Consider the following 13,196-nt stretch of genomic DNA (forward strand, 5'->3'; position numbering starts at 1 on the left):
GCGTGTGGGCGCTGTTTCTGCCGGGCGCCGGCTACTAAATCACCCCGTCCCGCGCCCCCCACTACGGTCGGCGGGGGGGGCGGGGGGGGGGGGGGGGGGGGGGGCCCCCCCCCCCCCCCACGCCGAGGGCACGGAGCCGAAGGTACGGGGGGAACCCCCGGCTCGTGCGTCGGCCGATGACCAGTCGGCTCACTTCTTACTGCGTCGCCCCCTCGAAAAACGTCACACCTCGCGCTGCGGCGCTCCGGTCGGGTTGCCCCGGAGCGGGTCCGCCACCTGCGGCAAGCCCTGTGGGGCGAGGGTTACGGGAGGGTGGGGAGGGCGCTGCGGGAGGGGTTCGGGGAGCCGTGGGGGGCTGAGGGGGTGGATATGGGCGGGACCGGGGCGGGACCGGTGTCACCGCCGGAGCCGCCGTCCTCGTCACCGCCCGAGCCGTTCTCCCCGTCGCCGTTCTCTCCGCCGCCCTGGCCGCCGCCGCCCTGGCCGCCGCCGGCGCCGCCGTCACCGTCTCCCTGGTGGCCGCCGCCCGAGCCGCCGAGGACCCGGCCGCAGAACGCCTCCACGCGCGCGGGACCCTTGGCCGCCGCCTCCAGACGGCGCCGCTTCTCACCCTGGAGCTCGCCGCTGCGGTAGGCGCGGCAGGCGGTCACCACCGTGCGGTACCACTTCTTCGCCTCGTCGCCGTCGCCGCGAGGCGTCCTGTCGGGACCGTCACCGCTCGGCTGCTGGGGCGTGCCGGTGTGCGCGCCGCCCGCCTCGGCCTCCGGCGGCGAACTGCTCACCGGCTCCCGCGACGTCGGCCCGTCGTCGGGTGCCTCGCTCTCGTCCGGCACCATGTCGTCGTCCTCGGACGGCTCGCCCGCGTCGTCCGACGGAGCGGCCGACGGCTCCTCCGGCGTGGCGGCGGGCGACGCGGACACGGCGGGGCCGGGGTCGCTGTGCGTACCGAACGGCGAGGGCAGTACGCCCGTCCCCGCGGCCACGGCGACACCGCCCGCCATGCAGGCCGCGAGGGCCGCGGCGATCCCGAAGCGGACGGGGCGGCCCCAGCGGCTGGGGCCCGGACGGTTCCCGGCGCGTCCCAGACGTACGCTCTCGCCCGCGGCGGCCTCGTGGGCGGCCGTCGCGTACGGGGCGGTCCTGGAACCGCCGCCCTGCGCGGTCGCGGCGCGGGCGGCGTGCGCGGCCCGGAAGGCGGCCAACGCGGCGGCTTCGCCCGGAAGTTGACCCGAGACTTCGCCCTGGAGGTCACTGCCGACGATGCCGACCCCGGCACCGCTGCCGCTGCCACTACCGGCCTCCGCCACCGGTCCCGCCTCACCGGCGCGGTCCTGCGCGGCGAGCGCGGCGAGCGCCTGGGCCAGCCGGTCGGCCTCGGCGCGGGTGTGAGGGTCGAGGCCTTCGACGGGCTCGCCGCGCAGCAAACGCTCCGCCGCGTCGCGGTCCAGCCACTGGTGCTGCTCGTCGGCCATCACATGTCCTTCTGCGTCCGCGTACGCGATTGCGTCACACCGGCGGACGTCACCGCGCAGCCGCGCGGCTCTCTCTGGGGCGGTACGGCGTCGAGGGCGTCCTTGGGGTCGGCGCCCTCCGAACCGAGCAGCTCGGCGAGCCGCTTCAGGCCGCGGTGGGCCGCCGTACGGACGGCTCCGGGGCGCTTACCGAGGGTCTGCGCCGCGCTCTTCGCGTCAAGCCCGACGACGACGCGGAGCACGACGGCCTCCGCCTGGTCCTGCGGGAGCCGGGCTATCAGGGCGAGCGCCTCACCGGTGGCGAGGGACTCCATCGCCTCGTCCGCGGTGTCCGCGTCGCCCGGCTTCCCGGTCAGCTCCGACTCGTCGCCGCCGACCGCGGGGCGGCGGCCCCGCATGCGTATGTGATCGAGGGCGCGGTTGCGCGCGATGCGCGCCGCCCAGCCCCGGAACCGGTCCGCGTCACCGCTGAACCGGTCGAGGTCGCGCGCTATCTGCAGCCAGGCCTCGGAGGCGACGTCCTCCGCGTCCGGGTCGGCGACCAGCGTGCGTACGTATCCCAGCAGCCGTGGGTGCACGGCGCGGTACACAGTCCGGAAAGCGGTCTCGTCCCCGTCCTGCGCCGCAAGCACCGCGGCGGTCAGCTCCGCGTCGTCCCCCAGCACTCTCTCAATCCTGCCACTCGGAGATCTGCGCCCGGCCCCGGCGCGAAGCAGCACGCTACGGGCTCGGACGGGCCTACGTCCATGTTTGTACAACGTGCAACTACCAGGTGACAGAACGCGGTGTGACACAAACCGCACGCCCGGCGCTGAAGGAAGTACGGACCGCACGCGGTTCGTACCGTGTGCCGGCCGGGGCCTCTCCTGTGGGGGGTGGCGGCCCCGGCCGGTTTCGCGGTTTGCCGCTCTTGCTGTCAGCTGCCGTAAAGGGTGGGCAGATCGACCAGGAGAAGGTCGTCCCGCCGGCCGGCCAGTTCGATCAGGTCCGGGTAGAAGCCGTGCAGGGAGTACAGAGCCAGAGTGGTGGCAGCGGTGTCGTACCCCTGATCCGCCAGCAGGGCACGGATACGTTCCAGGCGCTCCAGGTCACCGGTCCCCCGGCGAGCCGCGGTCGCCTTGGCCTCGCCCAGCAGCGCGATCCTCGCGCGGGGGGCCTGCGGGCGCTCACCGGCAGCCAGGGCGATGACATCGACCTCGTGCTTCGTGCGGGCGGCCTGGTCGGCGACCTCGGTGGTACCGACCGGGCCAGGCAGTCCACCGGGCAACAGAGTGTGGGCGTAACGACGGGTGAAGTCGCGGGCCAAGTCCTCGAAGTGCGGTCCGAGAATCTTGGAGTTGAAGGTGGGAGCGGCCTGCTGCCACACCTGCTCGGCGAAACCCTGCTCCACGGCGGCGGCCTGCGGGAGGGTGATGAGCTGGTTGAAGCGGATGACGGGGTCGGCGAGGGTGATGACCGGGTGCCGGGTGCGGAGCATGTCCTGTTCTCGCCGGATGTAACCGGTGGATTCCAGCACTCCGAGAGGGTGGGCGACGGCGTTGCGCGGGCGCTCCAGGGCGGCACCGATTTTGCTGGGGGTAGTGGCGCCCCGGGCGATCGCGGTGAGGATGTCGTAGTACAGCGTGTGCTGGGTGATGCGCGGGTCCTCGCGCAGCAGGTATTCGGTCTCGGTACGTGAGTACACCGCCCGGCCCGGGTCGAGCAGCGTCCGGGTGAGCCAGGTGTCGAAGCCGTCGTCCGGATGCGGCCGGGCGGCCACCGGCCGGTAACCGGGAGCTCCGCCCAGGACCGCGTGCACCTTCAGCGCGGTCAGCGGGTCCGCGATCTGCCAGAAGGCCCGGCTGTTCCGGTAGTCGAAGGCGCCCAGCCGCAGATCGACGACGGCACGTCCCCGCAGTGGCTTGGTCCCCGAGAGCAGCTCGTGCATGACGCTCATCGCGGAGCCGCACAGGATCAGACGCGGGCCCGGCCCGTCGCCGGGCCGGGAACCCCGCTGGCGTTCGTCGTAGAGCTGTTGCAGCAGCCCCGGGATTTCGGGCGAGTGTTGGAGCAAGTACGGCAACTCGTCGATCACCAGGAGGGGGTGCGACGAACGGGCAGTCACGTCAAGGGCATTGGACAGGACGTCACGCCAGTCGGTCAGACGCAGACTCCCTGGCCGTAGGCCGGCGTGGGACGCGACCGCGTCACTGAAGCGCTGGATCGCGGGCAGCCGCCCCTCTTCCCGGACCGCTGTGACATACAGGCCGCCGACCTGCTCGGACAGGGCCTGCAGAAGGTACGACTTCCCATGGCGCCTCCGCCCCGACACGATGCCGAGCCGCATCGCCGGGTCCGGGTCGGTGAGGAACTCCGCCAGCAGATCCCACTCCCGGTCCCGGTCGACCACGTCGTCCGGCTTGGTCGGCAGGCTGTTCTTCACTTGCCCTCCTGCGAGCGGCGGCGTACTGGACTTCGACGGATCTCGTCTAAGTGTACTTCGACGAGACCCGTCGCACTGGAGTCGCCGGTTCTGCTAGCCGCCCCGGCCCGCCCCAGGCCCTCTCTTGACCTTGGCCCTGGCCTCGGCTGCGGGCTTCTCGCCGCCAGGCTTGGGCGCACCCTTCTGCCCGCCTGTCTTCCCGCGTGCTGTGTTCTTGCCCCCGGGGTCGGGGTGGGCGGGCTTTCTGGGCTTGTTGGGCTTGGCAGGCTTCGCGGGCTTCTCAGCCTTCGCATGTCCCTTGCCCTTGGACTCGCCCTTGCCGTTGCCGTTGGGCTTGCCCTTGGCGTTTCCCTCGGCCCTCGGGACTTCCGCGGAGCGGCCCTCGGTCGGTCCCGTCACCTCACCGCCCGGGACCGGCCCCGGAGCCGGACCGCCCCGGGAACCGGGCGACGGCGGCGCCGACGACGGAGCCGGGCCGGGGCGTTCGCGGGGGGCCGGGGCGTCCTGCACCGTGCCCGCCCCTGCCAGTGCCACTCCGCCGAGGAGCCCGCCCGCAAGGACCACGCCGCCCGCCGCCCGGAGTGAGACGCGGCCGCGGCGGGTCTCGCGGGGGCGCCAGTCGTCGCGGCGGCGGGTCCGAGCCCGGTGGTGCGCGCCGCCGTCGCGGGCCGCGCGGAAGGCCGCGACCGCCGCCCGTTGCGCGTCCGCGTCGACGTCGGCGTACGCGTCGGACCGCACGGCCGCGGCGAGCCACTCGTAAAGGGGGGACGGGGAGGGGTCGGGCGTGTCGCCGGGGGCGGGGACGTCGTCTGCGTTCATCTCGACTCCCCCAGCGCGCCGGGACCGTCATCCGTCACACCGTCGTCGAGCCCGAGCCGCTCACCGAGCTTTCTGAGTCCCCGGTACGCGGCCGTCCGTACCGCTCCCGGGCGTTTGCCGAGGACGCGGGCCGCCGTCGGGCCGTCCAGGCCGACGACCACCCGCAGCAGCACCGCCTCCGCCTGGTCGCGCGGGAGCGTGGCGACCAGGGCGAGCACCCGCTCGGTCGAGATCGCCTCCAGGGCGGACGCCGGTGTGCTGTGCGGGCCGGGCAGTTCGAGCATGTCCTGTTCTAGCGCGGTCGGGCGCGGCCGGGCCCGCTGGCGGCGCAGGTGGTCGAAGGCCCGGTGCCGGGCGATCGTCGCGGTCCAGCCGCGGAAGCCCGCCCCGTCCCCGCGGAACCGCCCGAGGTCCCTGGCGATCTCCAGCCACGCCTCGGCCGCGACGTCCTCGGCCGTCTCGCCGTCCGTGCCGACGAGGCCGCGCAGATATCCGACGAGCCCCGGCTGGACGAGGCGGTACGCGACCGCGAACGCGGCCTCGTCGCCCTCCTGGGCCGCAGCGACGGCCCTCCCCAGCTCCTCGTCGTGCGCCTGTGCTCGACGGGGTCCCCCACCCTGGCCCAACCCGCTCCCATCCGGCCGACTCGGGCACAGTTCACCGTGGCTGTGCCCCCACGGTCACCAGCGTCGCCGGGCGCGGAAGTGTCACAGCGCGTCGGCGGCCGGTCACCTGCCGGGGGGCCTCACACGGCTTCACACGGCCTCACACGGCCTCACACCTCGAAAAGGCCTCCGCCTCCGGGGCGGATCTCCGAGATGTCGATCGTCTGTGCCGCCGCGGGGGCCACCGCCGTGACCGGCTCGTCGTACGCGGACAGCCGCATCGACAGCTTCTGGCCGCTCTTCTCCGTCTCCACGCCGAGGACGTACGGCCGGCCTTCCGCGGCCACGTACACGGACGTCTCACTGCCGTCCTTGTGCTCAATCAGCGGGGTGACCGCCCGGCCGTAACGCCGGGTCTCCGGAAGCGCCTTGACGACGGTGTCCACGCCTGTTGTGCCGGGCATCTCGCGGGTGATCTTGTCGAGGTCGCAGCTGTTCACCGGCGACGGGGAGCCGCCGGTGACGCCCGTCGGAATCTTCAGGTACTTGCCGCGCGCCAGCGCCGTCCGCTCCTGGGTCCGCGCCGCGACCTCCGGCCCTCGGCTCGCCGCGAGTTCGCGGATCGCCCGCAGCGACTCGTCACTGAACCGTACGTAGGTCGCGCCGCCCCCGATCATGATGAGGTCGCCGCGCTGCGTCGGGCCCGCGTCGAACGTGCCCGTGCAGTTGTTGTCGCGGTCCATGTGCAGCGACACCTTCTGACGGCCCTTCGGGGTGGGCATGTCGACGCCTATGCGTACCGAGTCCGCGCCGCGCAGCAGCCCCAGGGCCTCGACGGTGAGCTCCTTGCCGCGCGCCTCGTCGGCGGGCACGACCTTCTCCAACGTGCCGCCTGAGTACGCCACTTCGCGCTCCGTTCCGCAGGACGTGAGGCCGCCCGCGGCCGCGCTCACCGCGACGCAGAGAGCGGCTCCGCGCAGCCACCTGCCGCCCGCCCCCGCCCGGTCTCCCGCACGGTCCGCCGCCCGGCCTGCCGCCGGAACTCCCGCATGATCCGCCACACGTGCCCCCACCCGCTGCCCCACCCCTTGCCCCACCCGTATCTCCACTTCACAACTGTCACATCCCCCAGCGCAGCCGCCCGCCCCGGTGTCACACCCACCGCGTGCGGGATATGTCACGCGACAAATCGCCCACCCCGCTACAACCCTTTGCCCTCTCGGCCAGTCGTACGGACTCGCTTGGTTCACCTGAAATTCCTTGAGGAGTGGGGTAATTGATCCCGCGCAAACCGCGTGAAAAGGCGCGTACCACGCATGCGTACCGGCCCCTGAGCCACAAGCGCAGGGCGTGGCTGACGATCGGCGCCGTCGTGCTCGGTGGCGCCGGTGCGGTGACGTACGCGACGGCCGGCCCGAGCAACGGGGAGGGGCCCGGCGCCGACCCGCGCGCCGAACGGCCCGCGAGCGTGCACGATCTCCCGCTCGAGGCCGGCGGCGCTACGAAGCGTGGGCTGCCTCGCACGTCGACCGAGCAGTTCTCGCTCCTCGGCGTCTCCTGGAGCGGTGGCACCGAGGAGTTGGAGGGCACGGCGCAGGTACGTACGCGCGGCATCGGTTCCGGCGCGTGGAGCGGCTGGCGGTCCCTGCGTCTGGAGCCGCGCTCTTCCGAGAAGGAGTCCGAGAAGGAGTCGAAGGGTGCCTCCGACCCGCTCTGGGTCGGTCCGTCGGACGGCGTGGAGGTCCGTGTCGTAGCGGCGGACGGTACGGCCGGTGCCGGGCTGCCCAAGGGACTTGAAGTCAACCTCGTGGACCCGGGCGTGACGTCCGGTGAGGCGCGGAACCCGTCGCTCGACGGCGGCCCCGGCACGTCCAACGCGTCGTCCGGCGCCACGGCGCGAGGCACCGCGATGGCCCCCGCGGCCTTCGCGGCCGACGGCGACACGCCCGCCCCCACCGGCACTCGCACCAAGCCGGCACCCCCGCCCTCCACCGTCACCCAGCCACCCGTCATCGGCCGGGCCGCCTGGGGCGCCGACGAGTCCGCCGTCGAGGAGCCGCCGGAGTACATCCAGAAGGTCAAGGCGGTCTTCGTCCACGCCGCGGGCGGCACGAACGACTACAGCTGCGCCCGGTCCGCGTCGCTGATCCGCGGTCTGATGACGTACCAGGTGGAGACCGAGGGCCGGAACGACCTCGGCCACAACTTCCTCGTGGACAAGTGCGGCCAGATCTTCGAGGGCCGCCGCGGCGGCGTCGACGTGCCCGTCCTCGGTGCGCACACCCGCGGCTTCGACGGTGAGTCGGCGGGCATCGCCGTCCTCGGCGACTTCGCGGGCGACCCGGCGACGGGCAGGCCGGCGGGCAAGCCGACCCGCGCCGCCCTGCGGTCGGTGGCGCGCGTGGCGGCCTGGAAGCTCGGCCAGTACGGGGGCGACCCGGCCGGCAAGGTCACGCTGACCGCGTCCGACGACACCGGCGCGTGGAAGAAGGGCGACCGGGCGTCGCTCGACACGGTCTCCGGCCACCGCGACGACTGCGCGACCGCGACCGCCTGCCCCGGCGAGAACCTGGACGCCGCGCTCGTCGAGGTACGCCGGTACGCGGCCGGCGCGGGCCGCAGCGCCGCCGTCCCGACGGGCGACTACAACCGCGACGGCATCACGGACCTGATCGCCGGCACCCCCAAGGCGTCGTCGGGCCGCGGCCGCGTGACGGTCGTGCCCGGCGGCCTGGACGGCCCGGTGGGCGCCTCGAAGATCTCGCTGACGCAGACCAGTCCGGGCGTTCCCGGCAACTCCGAGACGGGCGACGACTGGGGCGCGGCCACGGCGTGGGGCGACCTGAACGGCGACGGTCACGCGGACCTCGTCATCGGCGCCCCCGGCGAGGACGACACGTCGGGCAACAAGGACCGCGGCGCGGTCACGATGCTGTACGGGCCGGAGTTCACGTCCGGCACGGACATGCAGCTGTCGGCCGACTTCCACTACCCGGGCGCCCGGTTCGGCGCGGCGGTCGCGTCCGGCGACTTCAACGCCGACGGCAAGGCGGACGTCTTCGCGGCGGCCACCGGCACCGGCGGCTCGTGGGCCGCGCGGCTCGACGCCGACCACGCCTCGGGCGGCAGCCTCACCCCGGGCGACACCGCCATCGCCTACCCCGACGCCGCGTCCGGTGACTTCAACCGGGACGGTTACGCGGACGTGGCGCTGACCTACCGGGACCAGGCGGGCAAGGGCAAGGTCGCCTGGTTCAGGGGCGGCCGTTCGGGACTGAGCCGGGTCGGCGTCATCTCCGTGCCGGGCGGCCGCTCGGTCGCGGTGGCCGACGTCAACGGCAACGGCTACGACGACCTGGTCATCGGCCAGCCGTACACCTCGGAGTCGGGCGCCCACGCGGGCGGCCAGGTCACGGTGGTCCCCGGCACGTCGACGGGGTTCACGACGACCGGCATGAAGACGGTCCACCAGGCGACGTCCGGCGTCGTCGGCGCGGCCGAGGCGGGCGACGCGATGGGCTGGTCGGTCGCGGCGGGCGACTACAACGCCGACGGTTACGCGGACGTCCTGACCGGTGCCCCGGGCGAGGACATCACCCGTTCCGGCACCAACCGCAAGGACGCGGGCACCTCGCTCCTCCTGAAGGGCTCCTCGTCCGGCCTCACCGGCACGGGCGCGAAGGCCTTCTCGCAGGACGAGCCCGGCGTGCCGGGGTCCACGGAGTCGGGCGACCGGCTCGGCACCTCGGTGACGCTGGCCGACCTGTCCGGCTCCGGCCGGGCCGACCTGGCCATCGGCGCCGAGGGCGAGGACGCCGGCGACGGCACGATCCTCCAGCTGGACAGCACCGGTTCGGACGTCCCCGGTTCGAGCGGCGTCTATTACGGACGTACGTTGCTGGGGACCCCGGCGGGCGCCAAGCTGGGCCAGGCGCTGACGCCGTAGCGGTCCCGCACACGGCACGTGGCGCCGCTCCCCCCCTTCCCTCCGGGGGACGGCCGGGGAGCGGCGCCTCACGTCTCGCTGGGCACCCTGCACCCCGCGGGCTGGGGCTTGTCCTCGGGCCAGCCGATGCCGACGAACTCCAGCCTCTCGGTACGGGGGTTCAGCTGCACCACGGCCACCGGCTTGTCGTAGGCGTTCCCCGCGTTGGTCAGACAGATCCAGCCGCTGGTCCCGCGGACGCGGTTGACCGCTTCGATGCGCTGCCACATGTCGGAGACCCGCTTCAGCGGCGGCACCGTGGACTCGGTCTGGGCGTTGGCCAGCAGCACGGCCTTGGCGATGACGCTGACGCCGTCGTGCACCAGCATGGTGCGGGAGTCCTCCAGGTGGACGTCGCCGATGTCTCCGGCGCGCCCGCTGCGGATCAGTGTGCGCAGCGCGTTCAACTCCGCCCGTGGTTCGGTGAAGTAGGGCTTCCGGTCGGCCCCGCTCTTGCCCTTCAGCTGTCCGTCCCAGGCCGCGGGGTGTCCCGGAGCCGCGTACTGCACCGTGATGACGGGGTCCTTCCCGCCGCCGCGCAGCCTCTCCCAGTCGTCGTCCTTCATGTAGCGGTTGAGCGTGGCCGCTCCCGATCCGCTGACGATCGTGTACTTCTTCCCTTCGCAGTGGGCGTCCGCCAGCTTCAGGGCGAAGAGGCGCAGATGGACGGGGCGGCCCGCGAAGTAGACATAGCGGGCGGTGGACTGGCAGATGTTCTGGGCGATGAGCGTGAAGTCGTTGCCCGTGTCCCCCGGGTCCGTGATGGAGGGGGACTCGAACGGCTGCTCCTTGGGTCCTGGCGGCCCGTCCTCGTCGCGGCTGAACGCCTTGGCGAGCGAGTCGTTGTAGATGTCGTGCGGCCGCTCGTCCCTGACCAGCACGGTCTCCGCGTCCTTGAGCCGCCCGTGGAAGCTGGCCAGCGCGTCCGCCTGCTGGCGGTTGGTCGGGATGATGCGGGCGAGGCCCGGATAGGGGTCCTTGCCGGTGCTGTTCTCCGGGTTGGCGAGTTCGTCGGCGCTGACGCGGCTGGCGAGGACCGGGATGTGCAGCTCCCTGGTCAGGCGCGCGATGGCTTTCTCCGTGGCGTCCAGGCTCAGGTTGAAGCCGGTGACGGCACGCAGGTTGTGGTGCTTGTCGGCGGACATCTCCGCCAGCTGGTCGACGACGCGTTCCTGTTGGGCGTAGGCGTCTCCGGGGTTGGCGAGGACGAGGCGCAGCAGCGGGGTGTTCTCGTCGCGGTTCGCCCGGTACTGGGCCAGGTACGCCCCCTGGATCTCGCTGCGCAGCTGCACCCGCTCCGCCGCCAGGTCCGGCTGGAGCGGCAGCATGAGCGCGACGGTGACGTGCGGCTTGTCGCCGACGAACTTCTCGTTCTCCTCGGCGATGGCCCGCGCGACCTCGTCGATCTCCGGCGTCCCGAAGGCGTACCCGGTGCCGTTGACGCCGATGCACTCGCCGCCGTGCTTCTCCACGCCGGGCGCGCAGCTGTCGGGTTCGCCGATCGGCGGCACCAGCCAGTACAGGAGCACCGCGACGGCCCCGGCGCCGGCCAGCGTGAGACTCCTGCGCGTCCAGTTGGCCAGGAACGTGTTGTACAGCCAGTTTCCGAACTGTCTCACCGCTGCCCTCCCTTTCCGTCAGCCCGTCAGCCCGTCAGCCGAACCCGATGTGCTCCGTGCACACGCACCGCTGCAGCGGCTGTTTGTCCTCGGCCCGGTCCCCCCAGTCGCGGGCCATGCGGATGAGGAACGCGGCGCCGTCCGCCGCCCTGGCCACGTCGGCGCCCTCCGGCCCCTGGACGCGTACCGCCTCGTCGGCGATCTGCGCCAGCTCCTCGCTGAGCTCGCGCAGCGGCCCGCGCAGGACGCCGGGCACGGTCTCCTCCAGCGGCCGGGTCCGGTCCTCGGTGAGCCACACCGCGTGCAGCAGCCGGTCGACCCGGCGCCGCAGGGAGTCGCCGCGCACCTGCCTCTCGCCGAGGGCGCGGGCGTACCGGTCGTCGTCGGCGCCGATCAGCGCGGCGTCCGCGATGGCGAGCAGCTCCTCGCACCACTCGTCGGCGGGGCGGGTGCGGAAGGTGTCGGCCAGGTAGCGGGTGACGAGGTCGGCGCCGTCGGAGGCGAGGAGGTGGTGCATCCGGTGTGCGGCGGCGGTGCCGAACAGCGCGTCCGGGTGGCGGTCGCCGAGGTCGCGGTAGTGGCCCTGGAGGAGCGCGTGGTCGGCGTGCCAGGCGGCGCCGTCGGCGCGCAGCCGGTGCAGCCTGCGCGTCAGCAGGCGGCGCAGACCGAGGTCGCCGATGAAGTGCCGGGGGCAGCGGGGCCAGCCGGTGTCCTCCAGGAGTTCGGCGATGCGGTAGGCGTTGAGCTGTTCGGTCCGCCCCTCCTGCACCGCCCGCATCAGGGTCTGGGCGCACTCCACGTCGTGGGCGACGGACAGGTGGGTGAGCAGGTCGAGCCAGTGGCCGCGGTGTTCCGGCGGCAGTTCCTCGGGGTGCTGGCGTACGACGAGTTCGTCGATGAGTACGTCGGCCACCGGCCGGTCGGCGACGGGGCGGCCCTGCTCGTCCTCCGCGGCGGGCACCCGGGCGTCCAGGAGCGCCCAGTCGGTGCACTCCTCGGGCGTCGGGAAGACCGCCGCCGCGGTCGCCTCGCCGAGCCGGGTCACGAACAGCGGGCGGCCCCCGCTCAGCCGGTGCACACCGCTGTGGATACGGAGCCGGACAGCGTTGTCGGGCCGCTCGTGACCGCCGCGCAACCGGCTGAGCTCGTCCTTCTGCCGGTCGCGGGTGAGCACGGGCATGCGTACGAGGAGGACGCCGCGCCACAGCGGCGCGTGGTCGGGGACTCCGCCGGGCGGGCGGCTCCACTCGGGCAGCACGCCCGTGAAGGGCTGCCAGTCCACCATGCCGTCACGGCTGCTGCCGGCCCGGTGGAGGAAGCGGCCGCCGTCCTCGCGGCGGGCCGTCGCGAAGATCACCAGGCGGTCGTGGTGCCCGCGCTCCCGGTCCTCCAGGGCCGGTTTCACCAGCCGTCTGCCCAGCGAGCCGTCCGCGTGGTCGAGGAGCAGGGCGGGCCGCCCCACCCGCGACATGCGTCCGCGCACCCCCTGGTAGGCGGCGTCGATGTCCTGCCGCAGTGCCCGGAACAGGAAGCCCTCGGCGATCCGGCGCGCCTCGCCGCCCTGCTGGAAGTCCTCGCCGAGCGCCCGGAGGCCGGCCTGCGGGTGGCCGCCTGCGCCGGGGTACTCGCCGTAGCAGGCCGCGAGGACGGCTCTGCCGCCGGTCGAGACGCGCGCGAACAGCCCGTCGAGGACCGCGTTGAGGAAGGGCTGGGTCAGCGGCCCAGTGACCAGCCCGCCCAGATACGTCAGGTAGTTGGCGGCCGCCCCGTGCAGGACGCCGCGCCAGAAGGACCCGGGCGGCAGGATCCCTTCCAGCCGGCCCACCTCGTCGACCAGGGGCGCCGTGTGGGCGAGCCGGTCGCTCGCCGCGACGGCGGCGAGCCCGGCGTAGAGCCGGGGCACGGCGATCCCGCCGCCGTCGCCGCTCCAGTCGCCGTACTGGAGGGCGATCTTGCGCAGCACCTCGGTCACTTCGGAGCGGCTGCCGGGCCGCGCCTCGGCCTGTTCCCGGCAGTCGGTCAGGGCGCAGTCGACGTACGCGACGGGGACGCGCGGCCCGAACTGTTCGCGTATGCACCGCAGCAGGCGGCCTTTGCCCATGCCGGGCCCGCCGACGAGAAGAACGACGGGCAGGTCGGGTCCGTAGAGCAGGTCCCGTTTGCGCCCGGCCGCGGTCCTGCCGAGCAGCCGGGCGATCAGGCCGCCGTCGTCCAGCAGCTCGTCGAATCCGAGTTCGTCAGGCACGGGCCTCTCCGTGGCCGTGACGGCCGGGT

General features: G+C 73.6%; 9 protein-coding genes. 1 reads left to right on the top strand and 8 read right to left on the bottom strand.

What is annotated here, in order from left to right:
* Positions 1-302: 302 nt before the first annotated feature.
* The 6 genes from ACI2L3_RS15985 to ACI2L3_RS16010 form a co-directional block, all read right to left on the bottom strand.
* Entirely contained in the window at positions 303-1,472 is a 1,170-nt protein-coding gene (locus ACI2L3_RS15985) for a hypothetical protein (protein ID WP_404752983.1), read from the bottom strand.
* Positions 1,472-2,137 carry an RNA polymerase sigma factor gene (locus tag ACI2L3_RS15990; RefSeq protein ID WP_404752984.1) on the bottom strand — a complete coding sequence of 222 codons (666 nt, stop codon included), beginning with the start codon at positions 2,135-2,137 and terminating at the stop codon, positions 1,472-1,474. The genes ACI2L3_RS15985 and ACI2L3_RS15990 overlap by 1 nt, the downstream gene beginning before the upstream one ends.
* Before the next feature lie 251 nt (positions 2,138-2,388).
* A complete protein-coding gene (locus ACI2L3_RS15995) occupies positions 2,389-3,894 on the bottom strand; it encodes an ATP-binding protein (protein ID WP_404752985.1) in 1,506 nt (501 codons plus the stop codon).
* 93 nt (positions 3,895-3,987) lie between these two features.
* A complete protein-coding gene (locus ACI2L3_RS16000; protein ID WP_404752986.1) occupies positions 3,988-4,713 on the bottom strand; it encodes a hypothetical protein in 726 nt (241 codons plus the stop codon).
* Positions 4,710-5,339: an RNA polymerase sigma factor gene (locus ACI2L3_RS16005; protein ID WP_404752987.1), complete on the bottom strand. Its 630-nt coding sequence runs from the start codon at positions 5,337-5,339 to the stop codon at positions 4,710-4,712. The genes ACI2L3_RS16000 and ACI2L3_RS16005 overlap by 4 nt, the downstream gene beginning before the upstream one ends.
* Positions 5,340-5,488: 149 nt before the next feature.
* Entirely contained in the window at positions 5,489-6,379 is an 891-nt protein-coding gene (locus ACI2L3_RS16010; RefSeq protein ID WP_404752988.1) for a hypothetical protein, read from the bottom strand.
* Positions 6,380-6,594: 215 nt separating this feature from the next.
* Between ACI2L3_RS16010 and ACI2L3_RS16015 the strand changes: the two genes are divergently transcribed.
* Positions 6,595-9,264, top strand: a complete 2,670-nt coding sequence (locus ACI2L3_RS16015; protein WP_404752989.1) for an FG-GAP-like repeat-containing protein — start codon at positions 6,595-6,597, stop codon at positions 9,262-9,264.
* Positions 9,265-9,332: 68 nt separating this feature from the next.
* Here ACI2L3_RS16015 and ACI2L3_RS16020 read toward each other — a convergent pair whose 3' ends face one another.
* Both ACI2L3_RS16020 and ACI2L3_RS16025 read right to left on the bottom strand, forming a co-directional pair.
* Positions 9,333-10,922 (bottom strand): amino acid ABC transporter substrate-binding protein, encoded by a 1,590-nt coding sequence (locus ACI2L3_RS16020; protein WP_404752990.1) that lies wholly within the window; start codon positions 10,920-10,922, stop codon positions 9,333-9,335.
* A gap of 34 nt (positions 10,923-10,956) precedes the next feature.
* On the bottom strand, positions 10,957-13,167 hold the full coding sequence (locus ACI2L3_RS16025) for a hypothetical protein (protein WP_404752991.1): 2,211 nt from the start codon (positions 13,165-13,167) through the stop codon (positions 10,957-10,959).
* Between the last annotated feature and the right edge of the window lie 29 nt (positions 13,168-13,196).

This window comes from Streptomyces sp. NPDC029674 (assembly GCF_044903205.1).
In the GTDB taxonomy this organism is placed as follows: Bacteria; Actinomycetota; Actinomycetes; order Streptomycetales; family Streptomycetaceae; genus Streptomyces.

Bases quoted from the DNA above. Each gene is read 5' to 3' on its own strand.
- ACI2L3_RS15985 (WP_404752983.1), bottom strand. From the start codon at position 1,472: ATGGCCGACGAGCAGCACCAGTGGCTGGACCGCGACGCGGCGGAGCGT.
- ACI2L3_RS16000 (WP_404752986.1), bottom strand. From the start codon at position 4,713: ATGAACGCAGACGACGTCCCCGCCCCCGGCGACACGCCCGACCCCTCC.